This is a genomic window from Micromonospora sp. Utrum1, from assembly GCF_057197805.1.
Genome location: NZ_CM170071.1, coordinates 6,494,816 through 6,516,728 on the forward strand (window position 1 = coordinate 6,494,816; position 21,913 = coordinate 6,516,728).

Annotated in this window: 15 protein-coding genes; 3 read left to right on the top strand and 12 right to left on the bottom strand. The window is 74.5% G+C overall.

What is annotated here, in order from left to right; translation table 11 throughout:
* Nucleotides 1-21 precede the first annotated feature (21 nt).
* Nucleotides 22-1,491 (top strand): SDR family oxidoreductase, encoded by a 1,470-nt coding sequence (locus tag AC0OLQ_RS30520; protein ID WP_484529072.1) that lies wholly within the window; start codon nt 22-24, stop codon nt 1,489-1,491.
* A 12-nt stretch (nt 1,492-1,503) separates the two neighbouring features.
* Here AC0OLQ_RS30520 and AC0OLQ_RS30525 read toward each other — a convergent pair whose 3' ends face one another.
* From AC0OLQ_RS30525 to prmC, 4 genes are all read right to left on the bottom strand, one after another.
* Complete coding sequence (locus AC0OLQ_RS30525; protein WP_484529073.1) at nt 1,504-3,615, bottom strand: transglycosylase domain-containing protein; 2,112 nt, start codon at nt 3,613-3,615, stop codon at nt 1,504-1,506.
* A 112-nt stretch (nt 3,616-3,727) separates the two neighbouring features.
* Nucleotides 3,728-4,339, bottom strand: a complete 612-nt coding sequence (locus AC0OLQ_RS30530) for an arsenate reductase/protein-tyrosine-phosphatase family protein (protein ID WP_484529074.1) — start codon at nt 4,337-4,339, stop codon at nt 3,728-3,730.
* Nucleotides 4,340-4,984 carry an L-threonylcarbamoyladenylate synthase gene (locus AC0OLQ_RS30535; protein ID WP_357345796.1) on the bottom strand — a complete coding sequence of 215 codons (645 nt, stop codon included), beginning with the start codon at nt 4,982-4,984 and terminating at the stop codon, nt 4,340-4,342.
* Nucleotides 4,984-5,874, bottom strand: a complete 891-nt coding sequence (prmC, locus tag AC0OLQ_RS30540) for a peptide chain release factor N(5)-glutamine methyltransferase (RefSeq protein ID WP_484529075.1) — start codon at nt 5,872-5,874, stop codon at nt 4,984-4,986. The genes AC0OLQ_RS30535 and prmC overlap by 1 nt, the downstream gene beginning before the upstream one ends.
* 131 nt (nt 5,875-6,005) lie before the next feature.
* Here prmC and AC0OLQ_RS30545 point away from each other — a divergent pair, with 131 nt between their 5' ends.
* Nucleotides 6,006-7,559, top strand: coding sequence for a GGDEF domain-containing protein (locus tag AC0OLQ_RS30545; protein WP_484529076.1), 1,554 nt, complete (start codon nt 6,006-6,008; stop codon nt 7,557-7,559).
* 22 nt (nt 7,560-7,581) lie between these two features.
* Here AC0OLQ_RS30545 and prfA read toward each other — a convergent pair whose 3' ends face one another.
* Both prfA and rpmE read right to left on the bottom strand, forming a co-directional pair.
* Nucleotides 7,582-8,670 (bottom strand): peptide chain release factor 1, encoded by a 1,089-nt coding sequence (prfA, locus tag AC0OLQ_RS30550; protein ID WP_484529077.1) that lies wholly within the window; start codon nt 8,668-8,670, stop codon nt 7,582-7,584.
* 109 nt (nt 8,671-8,779) lie between these two features.
* Nucleotides 8,780-9,004 (bottom strand): 50S ribosomal protein L31, encoded by a 225-nt coding sequence (gene rpmE / locus AC0OLQ_RS30555; protein WP_357274785.1) that lies wholly within the window; start codon nt 9,002-9,004, stop codon nt 8,780-8,782.
* A 240-nt stretch (nt 9,005-9,244) separates the two neighbouring features.
* On the opposite strand from rpmE, the gene AC0OLQ_RS30560 reads away from it, so the two are divergent.
* Nucleotides 9,245-10,141, top strand: a complete 897-nt coding sequence (locus AC0OLQ_RS30560; protein ID WP_484529078.1) for a phosphatase domain-containing protein — start codon at nt 9,245-9,247, stop codon at nt 10,139-10,141.
* A gap of 99 nt (nt 10,142-10,240) precedes the next feature.
* Here AC0OLQ_RS30560 and AC0OLQ_RS30565 read toward each other — a convergent pair whose 3' ends face one another.
* The 6 genes from AC0OLQ_RS30565 to AC0OLQ_RS30590 form a co-directional block, all read right to left on the bottom strand.
* A complete protein-coding gene (locus AC0OLQ_RS30565) occupies nt 10,241-13,690 on the bottom strand; it encodes a phosphodiester glycosidase family protein (protein ID WP_484529079.1) in 3,450 nt (1,149 codons plus the stop codon).
* Between the two features lie 140 nt (nt 13,691-13,830).
* Nucleotides 13,831-15,849: a transcription termination factor Rho gene (gene rho / locus AC0OLQ_RS30570; protein WP_484529080.1), complete on the bottom strand. Its 2,019-nt coding sequence runs from the start codon at nt 15,847-15,849 to the stop codon at nt 13,831-13,833.
* 295 nt (nt 15,850-16,144) lie between these two features.
* Nucleotides 16,145-17,083, bottom strand: a complete 939-nt coding sequence (gene thrB, locus AC0OLQ_RS30575) for a homoserine kinase (protein ID WP_484532471.1) — start codon at nt 17,081-17,083, stop codon at nt 16,145-16,147.
* A 95-nt stretch (nt 17,084-17,178) separates the two neighbouring features.
* Complete coding sequence (locus tag AC0OLQ_RS30580; protein ID WP_484529081.1) at nt 17,179-18,423, bottom strand: MFS transporter; 1,245 nt, start codon at nt 18,421-18,423, stop codon at nt 17,179-17,181.
* Nucleotides 18,424-18,432: 9 nt separating this feature from the next.
* Complete coding sequence (locus tag AC0OLQ_RS30585; RefSeq protein ID WP_484529082.1) at nt 18,433-18,600, bottom strand: hypothetical protein; 168 nt, start codon at nt 18,598-18,600, stop codon at nt 18,433-18,435.
* Between the two features lie 66 nt (nt 18,601-18,666).
* Entirely contained in the window at nt 18,667-21,912 is a 3,246-nt protein-coding gene (locus tag AC0OLQ_RS30590) for an efflux RND transporter permease subunit (RefSeq protein WP_484532472.1), read from the bottom strand.
* Between the last annotated feature and the right edge of the window lies 1 nt (nt 21,913).

The following is a 21,913-nucleotide window of genomic DNA, read 5'->3' on the forward strand; positions in this document are numbered from 1 at the left end:
CGGAGCCGCAGACTGGAAGCCGTGAGATGCCTCGTCACCGGCGCCACGGGTTACATCGGTGGACGCCTCGCGCCCCGGCTGCTGGCCGACGGGCACACCGTCCGCTGCCTCGCCCGCAAGGCGGGGCGGCTGCGCGACGTGCCCTGGGCGTCCCGGGCCGAGATCGCCGAGGGCGACCTGCGGAAACCGGAGACCCTGCCGGCGGCGTTCGAGGGCGTGGACGTGGCGTACTACCTGGTCCACTCGCTCGGCCAGCGCGGCTTCGAGGCGGCCGACCGGGAGGCCGCGACCAACTTCGCCACCGCGGCCCGCGCCGCCGGCGTACGCCGGATCGTCTACCTGGGTGGGCCGGAGCCGGCGGCGGACGGGGCGCTGCCGTCGCCGCACCTGCGGTCCCGCGCGGAGGTCGGCCGGATCCTGCTGGCCAGCGGCGTGCCGACGGCGGTGCTGCGGGCCGCGGTGATCATCGGTTCCGGCTCGGCCTCGTTCGAGATGCTGCGCCACCTGACCGAGCGGCTGCCGGGGATGGTCACCCCGCGCTGGGTGCGCAACCGGATCCAGCCGATCGCCGTCCGCGACGTGCTGCACTACCTGGTCGGCTGCGCGGACCTGCCGCCCGAGGTCAACCGGGCCTTCGACATCGGCGGCCCCGACGTGCTCACCTTCGAGCAGATGATGCAGCGGTACGCGCGGGTGGCCGGGCTGCGCCGGCGGATGATCCTGCGGGTGCGGCCGCTGACCCCGGCGCTCTCCTCGTACTGGGTCGGCTGGGTGACGCCGGTGCCGAACGCGATCGCCCGGCCGCTGGTGGAGAGCCTGATCCACGAGGCGGTCGTCCGCGACCACGACCTCGCCCGATACGTGCCCGATCCGCCCGGCGGGCTGACCGGCTTCGACCAGGCGGTCGCCCTGGCGCTGGTGAAGGTGCGTGACGCCCAGGTGGAGACCCGCTGGTCGAACGCGAGCGGGCCGGACGCCCCGGCCGAGCCGCTGCCCAGCGACCCGGAGTGGTCGGGCGGGACGGCGTACACCGACGTGCGGGAACGGGCCGTGGGCGCCCCCACGGCGGCGCTCTGGCGGGTCGTCGAGGGCGTCGGCGGCGAGCACGGCTGGTACTCGTTCCCGCTGGCCTGGTCGGTGCGGGGCTGGCTGGACCAGCTGGTCGGCGGGGTCGGGCTGCGCCGGGGCCGGCGCGACCCGCACCGCCTCCAGGTCGGCGAGGCGCTGGACTTCTGGCGGGTCGAGGAGATCGTGCCCGGCGAGCTGCTGCGGCTGCGCGCCGAGATGCGGCTGCCCGGCCGGGCCTGGCTGGAGATGCGCGTCGAGCCGGCCGGCGAGGGCCGCAGCCGCTACGTCCAGCGCGCCGTCTTCCTCCCGCACGGCCTCCCCGGCCACCTCTACTGGGCCTCGGCCGCCCCGTTCCACGCCGTCATCTTCGGTGGCATGGCCCGCAACATCGCCCGCGGCGCCGAACGGGCCGGCCCCCGCTGACCCCCGCCGGGGTCAGTTGCCGGTGCGCGGGCTGGTCTGCTCGAAGGCGACGGTCTCGCTCGGCGGGACGAAGTCCAGGGCGGGCTGGTCGCGCAGCGCGTACGCGAGGAGATCGCCCACCGCCTCGATCTGGCGGACCTGGACCCCGCCGCCGACGGCGTCCCGGGGGTTGTCCGGGTTCGCGGCGATGGTCGCGACGGAGAGCTGCGGGGTGAAGGCGACCACGGTCTCCGTCGCGTTCCGCTCGGAGCTGCCGGTCTTGCCGGCCAGCGGCCGGCGCAGGCCGCGGGCCAACTCCTCGGCGGTGCCGCCGTCGCAGCGGCGGTACATCGACTGGTCACCGACCGGGCAGCGGGCCGCGTCCGCCGCCGCCCGGGCCACCTCGGTGTCGAGCACCTGGCGGCAGTCCGGGTTGCCGGCGGCCACCTTCCGCCCGGTGGGGTCGGTGATCGAGGTGATCGGGGTGGGCCGGCACCAGGTCCCCTCGGCGGCCACCGTGGCGTACGCGTTGGCCAGGTCGAGCGGGGTGGTCGCCGAGACCCCGAGGGTGAACGGCCCCCAGCTCTTCGCGCCCTCGCGGGCCAGCTTGGCGTCGTCGGGCGAGCGGAACACGATGCCCAGCCGCTGGGCCATCTCCACCACCCGGTCCGCGCCGACCCGCTCGGTCAGCCAGGCGAAGTAGGTGTTCACCGACCGGCCGAAGGCGCTCCACATGGTCCGGCGCCCGTTCATCCACGACGGGTTGGCGTTCTCCGGGCACCAGTAGCCGCCGCAGCTCGCCGGCCCGCCGTCGATCGGGTAGTCGGTGACGAAGACGCTCTGGGCATCGAAGTCGGTGTTCAGCGGCAGCCCGGACTCCAGCGCGGCCAGCAGAGCGAAGAGCTTGAAGGTGGAGCCGGCCTGGTAGCCCTCGATGCCCGCGCCGCCGGCGACCAGCTGGTTGACCGTGTTCGGGTAGTTCTGCCCGGCGTCCGGGTTCGGCGCCACGCTGTAGTTGCGGTTGACCGCCATGGCCAGCACCCGGCCGGTGCGGGGCTGCACCACCGCGGTCGGCGCCGCCCGCTGGTTGGTGTTCGCATAGATCCGCAGCACCTGCTCGGTGGTCTTGGCCTGCACGTCCGCGTCGAGCGAGGAGACGATCGACCAGCCGCCCCGGCGCAGCGTGCGCTGCCGCTCGTCCGCCGTCTTGCCGAAGGCGGGCTGGGCGTTCCACCACTGGGTGAACCAGTCGCAGAAGAAGCCCCAGTCGTTGTGCCCGGCGGGCACCGCCGTGCAGTCGTTCGGGGTGGTGCTGGGCTTGAGGTTGAGCCGCTCGGCCCTGGCCCGGTTCGCGTCGGCCGCGGTCACCTGGCCGGTCTCCACCATCCGGTCCAGCACGTACGCCCGGCGGCCGAGCGCCGCGTCGGCGTCGCCGTTGATCGGGTCGTCGGTGTCCGGTGCGCGGACCAGCCCGGCGAGCAGCGCCGACTGGGCCAGGGTGAGTTTCGCCGGGGTGGTGGAGAAGTAGCGCTTGCTGGCCGCCGCGATGCCGTACGCGCCGGCGCCGAAGTAGGCGATGTTCAGGTAGCGCCCGAGGATCTCGTCCTTGCTGAGCCGGCGTTCCAGGGCCAGCGCGTAGCGCATCTCGCGGACCTTCCGGCCCACGGTGATCTCGGTGGCCTTGGCCCGCTGCTCCTCGGTGAGCCGGGGGTCGCCGGCCAGCGCGTTACGCACGTACTGCATGGTCAGCGTGGAGGCGCCCTGCCGGGTGCCGTCCCGCCGGTTGGCCGTGAAGGCCCGCGCCACGCCGCGCACGTCGACGCCGTGGTGCTGGTAGAACCGGACGTCCTCGGCGGCCACGATGGCCTGCCGCATCACCGGCGCCACCTCGCCGACCGGCACGTCCACCCGGTCCTCCACGTAGAACGAGGTGATCAGGGTGCGGCCGTCGCTGGCGTAGAGGTTGGAGCGCTGCGCCGGCTGTGGCGTCTTCAGCGACTCCGGCAGCGCGGCGTAGGGCATCGCGTTCTTGAAGCCGAGCCCGAAGACCAGCGCGGCCGGCAGCGCGGCGGCGGCCAGGGCCAGTCCGGCGAGCACGCCGGCGAGCAGAACGGTGAACAGCTTGTCGAGATGGGCCCGGTTCATCAGCTCTCCCCGCAGGAGCCGGCCGTACGGACCCGTTCAGAATGACCGGAATCGCCGGTTTTGCCGCCATCTTCGTTGAAACGCGCAGGAAGTTCGCGAGAAAGGATGAACCTCAGGGCAGCAGCGCGGCGGCCAGCGGCTGGACGGTCTCCTCGATCTCGTCGGCCACCCGGCTGAAGCACTGGTCACCGCGACCCCACGGATCGTCCAGGTCGTCGGTGGGCAGCGCGGTGCTGCCCTGCCGGGCCGCGTCCGCCGCCGCCACGAGCGCCACGCCCCGGGCGAACACCGCGTCCGGAGTGGCCTCTACCGGGGGGAGCCCGGCCCGGTCGAGCCCGCCGAGCAGCCGGCCGAACTCGCCCAGCACGAAGGTGCGCGCGGCGGCGTCCGGCCGCAGCGCCACCACGTACTCGTGCTGGTCGACGGTGGCGGTGAGGACCAGGTCGGCGGCGTCGATGAGGTCGGACCGGAGCCGGCGGGCGGCGAACCCGTCCACCGCGCCGCCACGCGAGGTCACCTGCCGGGCGGCCGGCGGGTTCATCTCCTCACCGGCGTGCCAGCCGCCGGTGCCCGCGCTGTGGCTGTGCACCAGCTCGTCCGAGCGGTCCGGGTCGACGCCGAGCCGGCCCAGCCGCTCCCGGACGGCGAGCACCAGCAGCCGCTCGGCCATCGGGGACCGGCAGATGTTGCCCATGCAGACGTGCAGGACGGTGAACGGGGGCACTCAGACCCCCCGCTCGTCGAGGATGTCCGGCACCACGTCGCGCAGCTTCTCCAGGGTCACCGCGCCCTGGCGCAGCACCCGGGGCACGTCGCCGGTCAGGTCGACGATGGTGCTCGGCACCGGGTCCAGCGCCGGGCCGGCCTCCAGGTAGGCCCGGACGCCGTAGCCGAGCTGGTCGCGGGCCTCCTCGGCGGTGAGCGCGGCGGGCTGGCCGACCTTGTTGGCCGAGGCCACCGCCATCGGGCCGGTCTCCCGCAGCACCTCCAGCGCCACCGGGTGCAGCGGCATCCGCACCGCCACCGTGCCGCTGGAGTCGCCCAGGTCCCAGGCCAGGCTGGGCGAGTGCTCCACCACGATGGTGAGCGCCCCCGGCCAGAACGCCTCGACCAGCTCGCGAGCGGAGCGGGGCAGCGAGAAGACCAGGCCGTCGAGGGTGTGCCGGGAACCGATCAGCACCGGGGGCGCCTGCCGGGCACCACCCTTGGCGTCGGCGAGGGCCTTCACCGCGTACGGGGTGAAGGCGTCGGCGCCGATGCCGTAGACCGTGTCGGTCGGCAGGACGACGAGTTCCCCGTTCTTGACCGCCTCGATGGCAGCGGCGATGCCGCGGTCCCGGTCGGCGGGCGACCGACAGTCGTAGAGCATCACGAGGAGCCAGTCTGCCACGCCGGGGCGGGGTCGGCGTGCTGGCCGTCCGCCCGGCGGGACGCGGTCGCGTACCGGGGCCGCCCGACCAGGTCACGGTGCTCCTCGACCCGCTCGTAGCGGCCGTCGGCGGCGAGCAGCGCGGGCACCGCCGTGGCGTGGGTGTCGTCGTGCTCGACGCCGAGCGCGCCGCCGGGGCGGAGCAGCGCCGCCGTCCGGCCCACCACCGGGCGGATCACGTCCAGCCCGTCCGCCCCGCCGAACACCGCCTCGTCGGGGTCGTGGCCGGCCACCTCGGGTGACACCACCACCGACCGGGGCACGTACGGCGGGTTGCAGAGCAGCACGTCGACCCGGCCCACCAGGTCGGCGAGGAGCCCCGGGTCGGTGACGTCGGCGGCGACCACCTCGATCGGCCGGTCCCCGGCGGCGGCCCGCTCGGCGGCGTTGCGGCGCAGCCAGTCCAGCGCCGCCGGCGACCGCTCCACCGCCACCACCCGGGCCGACGGCAGCTCCTGGGCGACCGCCAGGGCGATCGCGCCGGACCCGCTGCACAGGTCGACGACGAGCGGCGCGGGTTGCCGGCGCGCCTGCTCGATCCCCCAGCCGGCGAGCAGTTCGGTCTCCGGCCGGGGCACGAAGACGCCGGGCCCGACCGCGAGCTCCAGGTGCCGGAAGCCGGCGGTGCCGGTGAGGTGCTGGAGGGGTTCCCGGGCCGCCCGGCGATCGACCAGCGCGTCGAGACGGTCGCGCTGCGCCCGGGTGAAGCCGTCGGCCAGCGCCAGCCGGCTGCGCGGCACGTCCAGCACGTAGGCGGCCAGCTGCTCGGCCTCCGCGCGGGGCGCCTCGACGCCGGCCGCCGCGAGGGCCCGGGCCGCCCGGGCGACCACCAGTGAGGGGCGCTCGCGTTCTAACCCTTTGGACGGGTGTTGCGGGAGGGAGGTCACGACATAATCATGAAGCGTCGCGGGTCACCTCACGAGCGGGTGCGTCCGGACGCACACCGACAGGGAGGTCGCGAGTGGGCTGGCTCGACCGGGTCGAGGACCAGGTTGACGCCCTCCGGCGCGCGCGGGCGTTGCAGGAGGTCAGCCGCTCGGCGGAGGCGTGCGCGCTGCTGGACCGGGTGATCCGCACCACCGACGACCCGTGCACCCGGGCGGACGCGCTGGTGCAGCGCCTCTCCGCGCTGATCAATCTCGGTCGGACGGCCGAGTTCACTCGGGCCATCGAGGAGGCCTCCGCCGCGGTCCGGGACCTGGCCGAGCCGTACCTGCACGGGCACCTCAACGCCCTCGCCGCGCTCGCCGCGCACCACCAGGGCGCGCTGGACCGCTGCGTCACCCACCTGGTCCGGTCGGCGCGAGCGCTGAGCGCCGACGACGACCCCGACCGGGACACCGCGTGGGGCTGGCACGACCTGGCGATGGCCTACTCCTACCTGAGCTTCCACGGCCACGCGCTCGGCGCGATCGAGCGCGCCCGCCAGGTGGGGCTGACCGCGGGCATCCCGGAGGAGACCTTCGCCGCGCCCGGCATCCGGCTGCGCAACGCGGTGGCGCTGGACCACAACGGCGACAGCGACGGCTGCCTGCGGGTGCTCCGCGACGTGGCCGGCGACCTGGCCGGCTTCCTGCGCCGCGGGCGGGCCGGCAGCCTGCGGCCGAGCAGCCTGGCCGCCTACGGCTACGCCGCGGCCCGGCGGGCGGCGCTCGGCGACCGGGTGGACTCCGGTGGGGACGCCGACCCGGCCCGGCTGATCGGCCACGGCGGCGACAGCGCCCGCGCCCGCGACCTGCGGCAACTCGGCCAGGTCTGCCTGGCCGTCGCCGAGGGCCGCCCGATCGAGGCGGTCACCCGGCTGGACACCATCCGGGTCTCCGACGAGACGCTCGGCGCAGCCGAGGCGCCCCGGCTGCGCAGCGTCGCGCTGGCCCGGGCCGGTGACCACGCCGCGGCGCACCGGGCCGACCGGCACGCGTTCCGGCTGGCCGCGCAGCGCAGCGACCGGCTGCGGGACGTCTACATCGACGGCATCGCCGCCCGGATCGACCACGAGGAGATGCGCCGCGAGGCCGCCCGCTACGAGGGCGAGGCGCTGACCGACCCGCTCACCGGGCTGCCCAACCGGCGCCGGCTGGAGCGCTACATCGCCGCGGTGGTGGCCCGGGGCGAGCGGGTGGTGATCGGCGTCTGCGACCTGGACGGGTTCAAGGCCGTGAACACCCGGCACGGGCACCACTCCGGCGACCTGGTGCTGCAACGGATCGCCGGGGTGATCAACCGGGTGATGCGGCGGGGCGACTTCGTGGCCCGCTACGGCGGGGACGAGTTCGTCGTGGTGCTGCCGGAGACCGGCATGGCCGAGGCGGCCGAGGTGGCCCGGCGGATCCAGGCCGCCGTCCACACCGAGGACTGGGAGTCGCTGGTCCCCGGCACCCCGGTCGGGGTGAGCATCGGCTTCGCCGAGGTCGACGGGGGCCGCGGGGTGGGCGTCCGGGAGGCGCTGGGCGCCGCGTTCGAGCTGGCCGACCGGGAGATGCTGCGCGCCAAGGACCGCCTCCGCGCCTGCTGAGCGCCGGCGGCCCCGGCCGCGGTCAGCGCCGCGCCAGCTCCGTCTCGCCGGCCAGCCGGGCGGCGCGGTCGGCCTCGGCCAGGGCGTCGAGCACCCCGTCCAGCTCGCCGGCGAGCGCCAGGTCGAGGTTGTACGCGGTGTAGCCGATCCGGTGGTCGGTGATCCGGTTCTGCGGGAAGTTGTAGGTGCGGATCCGCTCCGACCGGTCCACGGTGCGCACCTGCGCCTTGCGGGCGTCCGAGGCGGCCGCGTCGGCCTGCTCCTGGGCGGCGGCGAGCAGCCGGGCCCGCAGGATCCGCATGGCCTGCTCGCGGTTCTGCAGCTGCGACTTCTCGTTCTGGCAGGAGACCACGATGCCGGTGGGCACGTGGGTGATCCGGACCGCCGAGTCGGTGGTGTTGACCGACTGGCCGCCCGGCCCGGACGAGCGGAACACGTCGATCCGCAGCTCGTTCGGGTCGATGGTGACGTCCACGTCCTCGGCCTCGGGCAGCACCAGCACGCCGGCCGCGCTGGTGTGGATCCGGCCCTGCGACTCGGTCACCGGGACGCGCTGCACCCGGTGCACGCCGCCCTCCCACTTGAGCCGGGACCAGACCCCGTTGCCACCCTCCGGCACGCCCTTGGACTTGATCGCCAGGGAGACGTCCTTGACCCCGCCGAGATCGGAGTCCTGCGCGTCGATCACCTCGGTGACCCAGCCGTGCCGCTCGGCGTAGCGGGTGTACATGCGCAGCAGGTCGCCGGCGAACAGCGCCGACTCCTCACCGCCCTCGCCGGCCTTGATCTCGACGATGACGTCCTTGGCGTCGTGCGGGTCGCGGGGGATGAGCAGCTCGGCCAGCCTCTCCTCCAGCGCCGGCAGGGACGCCGCGATCGCCTCCGCCTCGGTGGCGAAGGCCGGGTCCTCGGCGGCCAGCTCGCGGGCGGCGGCCAGGTCGGCCCGGGCCTGCTCCAGCTCGCCGGCGGCCTTGTGCAGCGGGACCAGCTCCGCGTAACGCCGGCCGACCCGGCGGGCGGCGCCCTGGTCGGCGTGGATGGCGGGGTCGGCGAGCCGCTGCTCCAGCTCGGCGTACTCGTCGAGGAGGGCGGCCAGGCGCTCACTGCTCATGCTGCGGATGCTCCTTCGACGACGACCGGGCAGGGACGGGCAGAAACGGGTGCAAACGGACGAACGCCCGTGCCCGGCACGGAGCCGGACACGGGCGTCGTCGACGGAGCTACTTGGCCTTCTTGGCCTGAACCTTGGCGTACTTCTGCTGGAACTTCGCGACCCGACCGGCGGTGTCCAGGACGCGCTGCTTGCCCGTGTAGAACGGGTGGCAGGCGCTGCAGGTCTCGACGCTGATCGAACCGCCCTTGGCGGTGCTGCGGGTCGTGAAGGTGTTGCCGCAGGAGCAGCGGACCTCGGTGGTCGCGTACTCCGGGTGGATGTTGGGCTTCATGTCGCCTCGGTCCTTTCGTCGGTGGTCGCCGGGTCGCCGTCGTGGTCCCCGTCGTCACGACGGGCTCGGGCGTGAACCGGAACCGGTGGCCGATTGACCAGTGTGCCATGGGCTTCCGCCGACCCGTCGAGCGGGCCGCACACCAGGTCCGGCAGGCGTAACGCTCACCTCCCGGTACGCATTCCCGCGCGTCTCGCGGGCATTCGTGGAGGCGGCAGAGGGATGAACGGGAGGTACGGGATGTTCCGCCTGATCGCCACCCGCGGGCTGCCGGCCTCCGGCAAGAGCACCTTCGCCCGCCGGCTCCAGCCCGGCGTGGTCCGGGTCAACCGGGACGACCTGCGCCGGATGATGCACGGCGAGCGGCTCTTCACCCAGTGGGCCGAGGGGCAGGTCAGCCGGGTGCAGCGGGCCCAGGTGGAGGCACTGCTGGCGGCCCGGGTGAGCGTCTGCGTGGACGACACCAACCTGCGCTCCCGCACCCTGCGGGACTGGGCCGAAATGGCCGCCCGGTACGGCGCGGCGTTCGAGGTGCACGACTTCACCGACGTCCCGCTGGAGGAGTGCCTGCGCCGGGACGCCGCGCGCCCCGAGGTCGACCGGGTCGGTGAGGCGGCGATCCGCCGGCTGCACGAGCGCTATCTGGCGAACCGCCCGTTACCGCTGCCGGTGCCGACCGCCCGGACCGGCGGCCCGGCGCTGGTGGAGCGGGAGGCCACCGAGCGCCCGGACATCGTGCTGGTCGACATCGACGGCACGGTGGCGCTGAACGTGTCGCGCAGCCCCTACGACATGACCCGGGTCGGCGAGGACGCGCCGAACGAGGCGGTGATCGCGGCGGTGCGGGCCATGCACGCGGCCGGGCACGGGGTGGTCTTCTGCTCCGGCCGGGACGCCACCGCCCGGCCCGACACCGAGGCCTGGCTGGCCCGGCACGTCAAGGTCCCCTACCTGGCCCTGCACCTGCGGGCGGTCGGCGACCACCGCAAGGACGCGGTGGTCAAGCGGGAGATCTACGAGCGGGAGATCCGGGACGCCTACCGGGTGGTCGGCGTCTTCGACGACCGGCAACAGGTGGTCCGGATGTGGCGGTCGCTGGGCCTGACCGTCTTCCAGGTCGCCGAGGGCGACTTCTGAAAGCGCGTCCGCCGGCGGGCTCCTCCCCCAGGTCGAGGAGCCCGCCGGCGGACCACCGGGCCGGGGGCGCGGACTCTGCTCCCGCGCCCCCGGGGCCGGTCAGGCGGCGGGCGCCTCCGCCGCCGCGAGGGTCACCGTGGCCTCGGCGCGGACGCCGTTGACGGTGACCGCGAGCAGCACCTGCGCGCCGGGGCGCAGCGCGGTCAGCCGGCCGGTCGCCGGGTCGAACCGGGCCACGTGCCAGGGCTTCACCCCGTCGGCGGCGCCGATGTGCAGGTTCGGCGAGCCGGACCAGTCGGCACTGACCGGGGCGGCCACCGGGACGGCGCGGCCGCCGGGCTGGGTGAGGGTGGCCGTGACGGCGGCCGGGGCACCGACCGTGACCTGGGCCGGCGCGGCCAGGGCGAGCCGGTCGACGTGGGCGTGGACTTCCGCCGCGATCCAGTCCGGCCCCTCGGCGAGCGGGTCCCGGCGGGCCTGCTCCGCCTCCTCCGGGGTCACCGGGTCGACGCCGAACTCGGTCCAGCCGGTGAAGCCGCCGAGCCCCGCCGGGGTGGACGGGTCCTTGCCCGAGTTGCCGTTGATCACATACGGCACGCCGTCCACCCGGTCGGCGTGGAAGGTGCCGACGTGCCCGTTGACCATGAGCGCGCCCTTGCCGGTGCGGTGCTGGAAGTCGGCCAGCCACTGCTCCACGAGGGCCGCCTCCTTCCGGTCGCCGAGCTGGCTGGCCTTGGCCGGGCTGGGGTCGCGGGGCGGGTGGTGGAAGAGCACGGTGACCGAGCCGACCGCGGGATCGGCGGCCGCCGCGTCGAGCGTCTCCCGCAGCAGCTCCACCTGGTCGAACCCGCCGCCGCGCAGCGAGCCGGTGGCCGTGCTCAGCGTGACGAACCGGGTGCCCTGGTGGTCGAAGACCCGCGAGGTGTCCCCGAACACGCTCCGGAAGTTGCCGATCGGGGCGCCCATGATCTCGTGGTTGCCGGGCACGTAGTAGTAGGGCAGCTCACCGCCCAGTTCCTCGTCGAGGATCCGCTTGGCCAGCGCGAAGTCCGCCGGGTAGGCGGTGTCCACGAAGTCCCCGTCGATGACCAGGAAGTCCGGCTTCGCCGCGCGGATCTCGCGGAGCGTGCGGCGGGCCTGGGCGACCAGATCGCTGTCCGGGTTCGCGGCCACGAACTGGGCGTCGGACATGACCGCGAAGCGCCAGGGCGCGCCGTCCACCGTGCCGTCGCGCAGCACCACCCGGTCGGTGATGTTCGGCTCCTCCGGCGCCTGCACCGTCGGGGGCACCCGGGCCACCAGGTCGTCGATGACCACCTCGCTCTTGTACTGCTTCGCCGGATCGGTCTCGGCCACGTAGAACCGGCGCACCCGCACCGGGTACTGCACGCCGGGCGGGACGGTGAACTCGACGTACCGCCAGCCGGTCCAGGTCAGGTAGGGGCCGCGCAGCACGAACTGGGTGTCCTGGGCGTCGTGCAGATGCAGGCTGGGCCACTCGCCCGTGCCGTTGCCCTTGATCCACATACCGAACGCCTGCGGCTGGCCGGGCACCTCGATCCAGGCCGGCGGGTCGGCGTACGCGGCGCGGGTGCCGGTGGACTGGCTGAAGTCGTACGACATCTTCAGACCGGTGCCGGTGTGCCCCTCGGCCGGGGCGACCGCGCCGCTGGCCCGGGCCTGGCTGAACTTCCAGGAGGCGGCGTCGTCGAAGCCGGCCACCGGCACGTCGGTGAGCCCGACGGTGACCGGGAGCACGGCGGTCCGCGCCCCGACCGCGACAGTGACCAGCGCGGAGCCGGTGCCGCCGAGCGCCTTGACGGAGAGGTTGCCGTCGGCGGTGGGCGTGACGGCGAGCAGGTCGTGGTCGTACTCCAGCTTCAGGTCGGCCGGCTCGACGGGCGCGGTGTTCCCCTCCGCGTCGGAGCCGACCACGCCGAACAGGCCGGTGTCGCCCTGCTGGTTGAGGCCGAGCCGGTCCACCGTGGAGTCGATGCGCTGCAGCGGCCCCAGCACGGTCAGGTCGAGCGTGCCGCTCGCCTCGCCGCGCCAGGCGGTGACGGTGCTGCGGCCGGGCCGGCCGGCCCGGAACACGCCGTCGTCCACGGTGCCCTGGGCGGCCGGGTTGGCGCGCCACTGCGGCGCGCCGGCGGCCGGCCCGTACGTCTCGTCGTAGCCCGCCGCGGTGAGCCGGCGGGTGAGGCCGGGGAAGACCCGGTCCGGCCGGCCGCCGCGGATCGGGGCGACGCCCGGCGCGGTGGTCGGGTCGCTCGCGGTCTCCAGCCAGTAGCCGGTGAGCCGGCCGCTGCCCTGCGGAGCGTAGATCGCAAGGCCGTTCGGCACCGGTCGCTCGCTGCCGTCCGAGGGGCTGTTCTCCACCTGGACCGCCGCCGCGCCCGGCTCCCGGGCCAGCAGCGTCGAGGAGCCGCCGCCGTCGAGGTTGAGCGCGCTCCACGCGCCCAGCTCGACCATCATCCGGCCCATCTCGGTCTGGGTGACGCCCCGGCTGTCCACCTGCCGGCCGTCCACGGTCAGCATGATCATTTTGCGCCCGTCGGCGGAGAACCCGACCGAGGTGCGCGGGGCCAGGCTCGCGTCGGCGATGGTCTGCACCACGCCGTCGCGGACCAGCACGCTGCCGCCGCCGACCGCGGCGCGCGGGTTGCTCCCGTCGGACGGCTTCGGCCGCCAGGTCAGGTCGACCGGGTCGCCCGGGCGCAGCGCGGCGAGGGCGTCGGCGCCGGCCTCCCGGCCGAGCAGCACCGTGGTCCCGGCCGGGATCGGGCCCTCCCCCGCCGTGGTGGCCACGGTCGCGACCCGGCCGCCGGTCACCGTCACCTCGGCCACCCGCGCGGCGCCGTCCACGGCCCGCTTACGGGTGTACGACCCCCAGAGCGGGGTGAAGACGCCCACGCCGTCGCGCTGCACCATGTTGTTGAACTGGGTCAGCGGCACCGGCCCGGCGGGCAGGGTCGCGGTGCCCTCGAAGCCGACCTGGATGACCTGGCCGAGCCCCTCGGCGCTGATCGCGGCGGCGTTGGTGTGCCCGGCGACCGGCGACTGGACCAGCTCGCCGGAGCGGATGCCGATGCCCTGGGCGGCGCCGGAGTTGTTGATGTCGAAGAAGTCGCCGTTGACCGCGGCCACCGCCCGGGAACGGTCCACGGCGGCGCGCAGCGGCTCGTCCCGGGTGACCGCCCCGGAGTTGACGTAGTCGACCGTCACGGCACCGGAGAGGTCGGCGGTGAGGGCGTCGGCCCGCAGCCAGCCGTCGGCGTCGTACCGGTCGAAGGAGGTCAGGTCGAGTCCGGGGGCGACCGGACGGGTGGTCTTCGCGGTCTCCAGGCCACCGGCCGGCTCCACGCCGGCGTCGCTGGCGAGGGCGACCGAGGAGTCGGGACGGGAGGAGGCGGCCGGGGCGTCCTCGGCCGGCGTGCGCGGCTCGGCCGGGGCCGCCGCCGCACCGGGCGGGACCGGAGCGGTGAGGGTGAGCAGCGGCGTCAGCAGCAGGACGCCGGCGAGACGGGCGGATCGACTGCGGATTCGCATGGACCACAGTCAACCCGAAACTGAATAGAAGTTTCAATACCCTGTGGCTTAACCGAAGAAAAACTTCACGGGCTCCCCGTCCCGGTACGCGAAGAGGGGCACGGCCCGCAGGCCGTGCCCCTCTGTCGGAGACGCTCAGATCACTCGCCCGGCGTGGACTTCGCGATCTGCATCAGGAACTCGATGTTCGTGCGGGACTGCTTGAGCCGGTCCAGCAGGAGGTCGAGCGCCGCCTGCGAGTCCAGCGAGTGCAGCACCTTGCGGAGCTTGTGGATGATCGCCAGCTCCTCCGGCGCGAGCAGGACCTCCTCCTTGCGGGTGCCGGAGGGGTTGATGTCGATCGCCGGGAAGACCCGCTTGTCGGCGATCTTCCGGTCCAGCTTCAGCTCGGCGTTGCCGGTGCCCTTGAACTCCTCGAAGATGACCGTGTCGGCCATCGAGCCGGTCTCCACCAGCGCGGTGGCGAGGATGGTCAGCGAGCCACCGTTCTCGATGTTCCGCGCCGCGCCCAGGAAGCGCTTCGGCGGGTAGAGCGCGGTGGAGTCGATACCACCCGACATGATCCGGCCGCTGGCCGGCGCCGCCAGGTTGTACGACCGACCGAGCCGGGTCACCGAGTCGAGCAGCACGACCACGTCGTGGCCCAGCTCGACCAGGCGCTTCGCCCGCTCGATCGCCAGCTCCGCCACCGTGGTGTGGTCCTGCGGCGGACGGTCGAACGTGGCCGCGATGACCTCGCCCTTCACCGACCGCTGCATGTCGGTGACCTCTTCCGGCCGCTCGTCGACCAGCACCACCATCAGGTGACACTCCGGGTTGTTGCGGGTGATCGCGTTCGCGATCGCCTGCAGCACCATCGTCTTACCCGCCTTCGGCGGCGAGACGATCAGCGCCCGCTGGCCCTTGCCGATCGGCATCACCAGGTCGATGACCCGGGTGGTCAGCACGTTCGGCTCGGTCTCCAGCCGCAGCCGCTCCTGCGGGTACAGCGGAGTGAGCTTGTAGAACTCCGGCCGGCGCTTCGCCTCGTCCGGCTCCATCCCGTTGATGGTGTCGAGCCGGATCAGCGGGTTGTACTTGTCGCGCCGCTGCTCGCCCTCCCGGGCGGTGGCCCGCACGGCGCCGGTGATCGCGTCACCGCGGCGCAGGCCGTACTTCTTGATCTGGGACATCGAGACGTACACGTCGTTCGGGCCGGCCAGGTAGCCGGTGGTCCGGACGAAGGCGTAGTTGTCGAGCACGTCGATGATGCCGGCGACCGGGACGAGCACGTCGTCCTCGCCGACCTGCGGCTCGCGGCCGCCGTCGCCGCCCTCGGGGCGCTCGCGGCCGCCGCCGCGCCGGCGGTCGCGGAACCGGCTGCGCCGGCCGCGCCGGCCGCCGCCCTCGCCGTCGTCGTCGCCTTCGTCGTTGCGCTCGGCGCGCTGGCCCCGGTCGTTGCGGTCGCCCCGGTCACCCCGGTCGCTGCGCTCGTTGCGCTCGCCCCGGTCACCGCGCTCGCCACGCTCGTTGCGCTCGCCACGATCGGCACGCTCGCCACGATCGGCACGCTCGCCACGGTCGGTGCGCTCGGCACGCTCGCCACCGCGCTCGGCCCGATCAGCGCCGCGCTCGGCCCGCTCGGCCCGCTCGCCGCCACGCTCGGCCCGCTCGCCACCGCGCTCGGCCCGCTCGCGGCCCCGGCCCTCGCCGCGCTCGGCACGCTCGCCGGTCTCGGCGGGAGCCTCCTCGGCACGCGTCTCGGCCGGTCGCGCCTCGGCGGTCGTGCTGGCCGCCCGGCCCCGACGGCTGCGGGTGCGGCCCTCGGTCGCCTCGGCGGCCGGCGCCGGCTCGGCGCGCCGCTCGGTCTCGGCCCGCTCCTCGCGGACCTCGGCGTGCACCTCCTCGCGGGCGGGAGCGGCCGCGGCCGCAACCTCGGCCCGCGGTCGAGGGGTTCCGGCGGCGGCGCCGCCCTGCCGCTCGGTGATCGCACTGATCAGCTCGCCCTTGCGCATGCGAGCCGTACCGGAGATACCGAGCGACGCGGCCAGGCTCTGGAGCTCAGGCAGCAGCATCGCCGACAGGCCGGTACCGCTGCGCCGACGGCGTGTGGGGGCGGCAGTGGTGGCATCGCCAGCGACGTTGGAAACATCCGACGTCACGTCGGTGGTGTCGCTCAATGGATTCCTTCCCTCGATAGGCCGGGGCTGCCCGGAGTCGAAAACCAGGTGGCCGGGCGGCCTCGGTGCACCCGCCTCGCATGGACGCGTCGCGGGAGTCTGTGACACAGCAGCCGGTCGGTTTCCCGACTCACCAAGGTCGGTGAGCAGGTCTCGCCGTCTGCGGCGACCTGTGGAAACTGCGGTGCGGCGTGGGCCTTTGGCAGGGGTGACGGGCTGACCGCCGAGAGCTTCGGGGGTGCGCCGACCCGCAGGAGATCGCATGCTTCGCGGCTGTGCTAGGTGTAGAGCGTAATCAACTCTTCCGACCTGCGGCAACAGGGTCCCGCTCGGCGTGTCCAAGTCTACCCCGGGCGACCCGGGCACCGCTGACGTCTATCGGCAACTCCCACCGGCGCCAATCTGTTCCCGCGTCGAATCCCACGGAAACCTCGGACAGGGCCAGCACGGTCGGCCCCGCCCCACTGACCACAGCCGCCACACCGGCCTCACGCAGCGCGGCAACCAGGGCGGCGGTGGCCGGCATCCCCGCGGCCCGGTAGTCCTGGTGCAGCCGGTCGACGGTGGCCGGCAGCAGCAGCGCCGGGTCGGTGGTCAGCGCGTGCACCAGCAGCGCCGCCCGCCCCGCGTTCAGCGCCGCGTCCCCGTGCGGCACGGTGGCCGGCAGCGCGGCCCGCGCGACCGAGGTCAACCCGCGCTCGCCGGGCACGAAGACGGTGGGCCGGACGGTCTCCGCCACGGGCAGCGAGACCGCCCGGGCGCCGGCCGGCTCCGTCCAGGCCACCGTGAAGCCGCCGAGCAGGCAGGGCGCCACGTTGTCGGGATGCCCCTCCAGCTCCGAGGCCAGCCGGAGCGCGGCGGCGTCGTCCAACCGCGTCGCGCCGTCGGCAACCAGTGCCCGGGCCAGCAGCACCCCGGCCACGATGGCCGCCGAGGAGGACCCGAGGCCGCGGGCCTGCGGGATCCGGTTGACGCACTCCACGGCCAGCCCGGTCGGCTGCCCGCCGAGCGCGTCGAAGGCGGCCCGCATGGCGGTCACCACCAGGTGCCGGTCGTCGTCGGGCAGCTCGCCGGCGCCCTCACCGGTCACCGCCACCCGTACGCCGCCGGCGGTCACCTCGGCCGCCACGTCGTCGTGCAGCCCGAGGGCCAGCCCGAGCGAGTCGAAGCCCGGGCCCAGGTTCGCGCTGGTCGCGGGCACCCGGACCCGGACGGGACCGGAGGTGAAAGTCATCGGCACCGGCTCATGCTAGGGCGCGGTGGCGACCCCGCGCCGGTTCGCCCGGACCGTGGGAACGACGTCCACCTCGGCGACCGTCCCGCCCGCGGTCACGGGGTGCGGCTGGGCACCGCCTCCTCGACCGGGTCGGTGAGCGACAGCCGCCGGGTGGCGAACCGCCAGCCCACCGCGTAGACCAGCGTGACCAGGCCGCAACCGGCCAGCACGGTGCGCTCGTCGACCGCGTCGACCACCAGCGCCACGACCAGCTGGCTGATCGAGATGGCCAGCGTCGCCAGCATCATGTCGGTGGCGAAAACCCGGCCGCGCAACCGGTCCGGCACCTCGCCCTGGAGGGCGAAGTTGGAGAGCACCCAGTTGCTGCCGCCGCCCAGGTGGGCCAGGAAGACCAGCACCAGCACCAGCGGGAACCAGCCCACCACCGAGACGCCGAGGTAGGCCAGGCCGTAGAGGGACATGGACAGGGCGAGGCCGGTGAGCAGCCAGGCCCGGTTGCTGAGCACCCGGCGCATCAGGATCGGGCCGACCAGCGCGCCGGCGCCCCGGGAGGCGAAGAGCAGGCCGGTGCCGACCGCGCCGACCCCGTACAGCCCGGCGAGCAGCGGGAAGACGGTCAGCACGCCGTTGCCCAGGCCCACCGCCGACTTCACGGTGACCAGGGCGAGCACCCGCGGCCGGTGGGCGATGTAGCCCAGCGCCTCGCGGATCGCCAGCCAGGTGCGCGGGACGACCGCCGCCGGGTCGCGGGGGGCCTGCAACGGCCGGCGGATCAGCGCGGCCAGGCCCGCCGCCCCGGCCAGGGCCACCGCCGCCACCCAGAAACTGGCGTACGGGCCGGCGGCGGCGCTGAGCATGCCGCCGAGCGAGGCGCCGACCACGGTCATGGTGCCCCAGGCCGAGCCGGCGATCGCGTTGCCGGCGGCCAGGTCGGCCGGGTCGAGCACGTTGGGCAGGGCGGCCTGGGCGGCCGGCGAGTAGAACGCCTTCGCCACCGCCACGGCGGCGATCGACACCAGCGCCAGCCAGGCCGTGCCGGCGCTGCGGACGCCGAGCAGCAGCAGGATGCCGGCCAGCGCGGCGAGGTTGGCCGCCATCATGATCTTCCGGCGGTCGAACCGGTCGGCGATCGTGCCGGTGTACGGGAGCAGCAGGGCGGTCATGCCGGTGTCCACGGCGAGCACCAGCGCGCCCCACACCCCGCTGCCGGTCAGCGCCGGCAGGAGCACCAGCAGCGGCACCATGACGAACCAGTCGGCGCCGAAGACCACCAGTTCGGCGAGGAAGAGGTTGCGGAAGTCGCGGTTGCGGACGAGGACCGAGACGGTGGGTGACACGCCGGAACCCTATCGGGCCGCTCCCAGGACGGCAGCGCGGCTCAGCAGGTCGGAGACGGTGACGAAGGTGTAGCCCCGGGCGCGCAGCCCGGTGATCCGCACGTCGGCCACGATGCGCCGGGCGTGCCCGGCCCGGTCGTCCGGGTACTCCCCGTACCGGTCCGCGGCGGCGGCCACCGTCCCCGGAACAGGGAGAGGGTGGCCGTCCGGCACGGGACGGCCACCCTCCCCGGGAGCTGGCGACTACTCCCCGGGCGGGAGCGGGGAGCGGCGGGTCTTCGGCAGGCGCAGCACCTCGAACTGGTCCGTACCGTCGACCAGCGCGGCCGACGGCACCGGGCGGGCCGGCGGCGCGGCGACCGGGGCGGCGGCCTCGGTCGGGCCCCCGACGGTCACCAGGGCCGGCGCCACCGGCTCGACGGACACCGGGGTGCCGCGCCGGCGGGCCCGGCGCTCCCGGAAGGACTCCTTGGTGCGCTCCACCATCGTGTAGAGCGTCGGCACCAGGATCAGCGTCAGCAGCGTCGAGCTGAGCAGTCCGCCGATCACCACGACGGCCAGCGGCTTGGAGATGAAGCCGCCCTCACCGGTCAGGCCGAACGCCATGGGCAGCAGCGCGAACACGGTGGCGACCGCGGTCATCAGGATCGGCCGGAGCCGGCGCCGGCCGCCCTCGACCACCGCCTCGGTCACGCCCATGCCCTGCCCGCGGTACTGGTTGATCAGGTCGAGCAGCACGATCGCGTTGGTCACCACGATGCCGACCAGCATGAGCACGCCGATCAGCGCCGGCACGCCCAGCGGGGTCCCGGTGAGCAGCAGCAACCCGATCGCGCCGGTCGCCGCGAACGGCACGGAGATCAGCAGGATCAGCGCCTGGGTCAGGCTGCGGAACGTGCCCACCATGATCAGGAAGACGATCGCGATCGCGGCCAGCACGGCCAGCCCCAGGTCGGCGAAGGCGTCGGCCTGGTCCGCGCTGACGCCGCCGATGACGAACGTCGCGCCCGGCACGTCCAGCGCGTCCAGCTTCTTCTGCAGCTCCTGGGTGGTGGCGCCGAGGTTCGAGCCGGTGGCCGAGCCGGTCACCGACACGCTCCGCTCACCGTCGATCCGGGTCACCTGCTGCGGGCCCTCGACCTGGTTGACGTCGGCGATGTCGTCCAGCTTCACCCGGCCGACCGGCAGCGCCCGCAGCTCGGCCACGCTCAGCGGCGGCCGGGCCCCGGTGCTCAGCACCACGTTCTGCGGGGTGCCGTCCAGGGTCACCTGGCCGAGCGGCGCCCCCCGGTACGCCTGCGCGACGACCTGCCCGACCGCGGCCTCGGTCAGCCCGGCCCGGGCCGCGGCGACCCGGTCCACGGTCACCTCCACCCGCGGGACCCGGGTGGCCAGGCCGGTGGTGACGTCCTCGACGCCCGGCGTGCCGGCCATCGCGTCCCGCACGGCCTCGGCGGCCCGGGTCAGCGTCTCCTGGTCGGCGGCCTGCACGACCACCTCGAGCTGGTTGGCGCCGGCGTTCTGCCCGCCGCCGAAGGTCACCTCGCCCGCCTCCGGGCCGAGCGCGTCGAACTCCTTGCGCAGCTTCTCGCGGACCTCCGCCGCGTCGGTGTCGCCGGTGAGCGCCACCGACCAGGAGGCCTTGTCGTTGCCGCCGCCCGCCCACGGGTTGTCGCCGCCGCCCGCGCTGACCTGGTAGGTCGCGACCCCCGGCGTACGCCGGAGGATCTCCTCGACCCGCGCCGCGGCCTGGTCGGTGCCGGTCAGCCCGGTGCCCGCCGGCAGCTCCTGCTGGATGGCGAGGGTGTCCTGGCCCGAGTCGTCCAGGAAGTTGGTCTCCAGCTTCTGGGCCAGGCCGAAGGTGCCGAAGAGCACCAGCAGGCCCAGCGCCACGGTCGTCCAGCGGGTGCGCCGGGACCGGGTGGCGAAGCCGATCACCGGCAGGTACGCCCGCTGCAGCGGGCTGCGCAGCTCCTTCGCCGCGGCGGCGTGCCGGGCGGCGGCCTCGTCGACCCCGCCACGCGGCGACTTGAGGAACCAGTACGCCAGCACCGGGATCACGGTCAGCGAGACCAGCAGCGAGGCGAGCAGGGCCACCGTCACGGTGATCGCGAACGGCGCGAAGAGCTGCCCGACGAAGCCGCCGACCAGGGCGATCGGCGCGAACACGGCGACCGTGGTGAGGGTGGACGCGGTGACCGCGCCGGCCACCTCGCGGACCGCGGCGAGGATGGCGTCCCGCTTCGGCTCGCCGTACTCCAGGTGCCGCTTGATGTTCTCCAGCACCACGATCGAGTCGTCGACCACCCGGCCGACGGCGATGGTCAGCGCGCCGAGGGTGAGCAGGTTCAGCGAGTAGTCACCGGCCCAGAGCACGATCAGCGCGACCAGCACCGACAGCGGGATGGAGACCGCGGTGACCACGGTGGAGCGGACCGAGAGCAGGAAGACCAGGATCACCACGACCGCCATCAGCAGGCCGAGCAGGCCCTCGGTGGTGAGGCTCTCGATGGACCGCTCGACGAACGGAGCCTGGTCGAAGACCACGGTCAGGTCGGCGCCGGAGGCGGCCTCCAGCTCGGCCAGGCGGTCGCGGATGTCGTGCGAGATCCCCACCGCGTTGCCGTCGGGCGAGGCGGTGACGGCGATGCCGAGGCTGGGCTTGCCGTTGGTGCGGGTGAAGGCGGTGGCCGGGGCGAGCTGCTGCTCCACCCGGGCCACGTCGCCGAGGCGTACCGGGGCGGCGGGGGCGGTGCTGAGCACGATCCCGCGCAGGTCGTCCACGGTGCGGATCGGGGTGCCGACCTGCACCGGCAGCGAGCGGCTGCCGTCGGCCACCGCGCCGGCCGGCACGGCCACGCCGTTGGTCTTCAGCGCCTGGGCGATCGCGGTCGGAGCCAGCCGGGCCGCGGCCAGCTTCGCCGGGTCGGGAACGATCGTCACGACCTGGTCGCGGGCGCCGGTCACATCGACGGTGCGGACCCCGTCCAGCCCCTCCAGCTCGGGTACGACGGTGGTGCGCAGCTTCTCGGCCAGGGCCTGCTCGTCGCCGCCGCCGGTCGCGGCGACCACCACGGCGGGCAGGTCGTCCGTGCTGCCGGCGATCACCTGCGGATCGACGCCCTCGGGGAGCTGGGCGTCGATCCGGCTCAGCGCGGTCTGCATCTTGTTGACCACGTCGTCCAGGTCGGTGCCGAACTCGTACTGCACCTGGACCGTCGCGGCGCCCTCGCGCGAGGTCGAGGTGACCTTCTCCAGCCCCGGGATGCCCTGGAGGCTGTTCTCGATCGGCTCGGCGACCTGGGACTCGACGATCTCCGGCGCGGCGCCCGGGTACGGCGCCACGATGAACGCGGCGGGGAACTCCAGCGACGGCAGCAGCTGCTGCTTCAGCGACGGCACGGCGAACGCCCCGAACGCCGTGGTCACCAGCGCGATGAGGGCGATCAGGCCCCGGTTGGCGAGACTGAATCTGGCGAGCAGCGACATC

Excerpts from the sequence above, each read along its gene's own strand:
- AC0OLQ_RS30525 (WP_484529073.1), bottom strand. The coding sequence starts at position 3,615 with ATGAACCGGGCCCATCTCGACAAGCTGTTCACCGTTCTGCTCGCCGGC.
- AC0OLQ_RS30535 (WP_357345796.1), bottom strand. The coding sequence starts at position 4,984 with ATGCTCTACGACTGTCGGTCGCCCGCCGACCGGGACCGCGGCATCGCC.
- prfA (WP_484529077.1), bottom strand. The coding sequence starts at position 8,670 with ATGAGCAGTGAGCGCCTGGCCGCCCTCCTCGACGAGTACGCCGAGCTG.
- rpmE (WP_357274785.1), bottom strand. The coding sequence starts at position 9,004 with ATGAAGCCCAACATCCACCCGGAGTACGCGACCACCGAGGTCCGCTGC.
- AC0OLQ_RS30560 (WP_484529078.1), top strand. The coding sequence starts at position 9,245 with ATGTTCCGCCTGATCGCCACCCGCGGGCTGCCGGCCTCCGGCAAGAGC.
- AC0OLQ_RS30565 (WP_484529079.1), bottom strand. The coding sequence starts at position 13,690 with ATGCGAATCCGCAGTCGATCCGCCCGTCTCGCCGGCGTCCTGCTGCTG.
- thrB (WP_484532471.1), bottom strand. The coding sequence starts at position 17,083 with ATGACTTTCACCTCCGGTCCCGTCCGGGTCCGGGTGCCCGCGACCAGC.
- AC0OLQ_RS30590 (WP_484532472.1), bottom strand. The coding sequence starts at position 21,912 with ATGTCGCTGCTCGCCAGATTCAGTCTCGCCAACCGGGGCCTGATCGCC.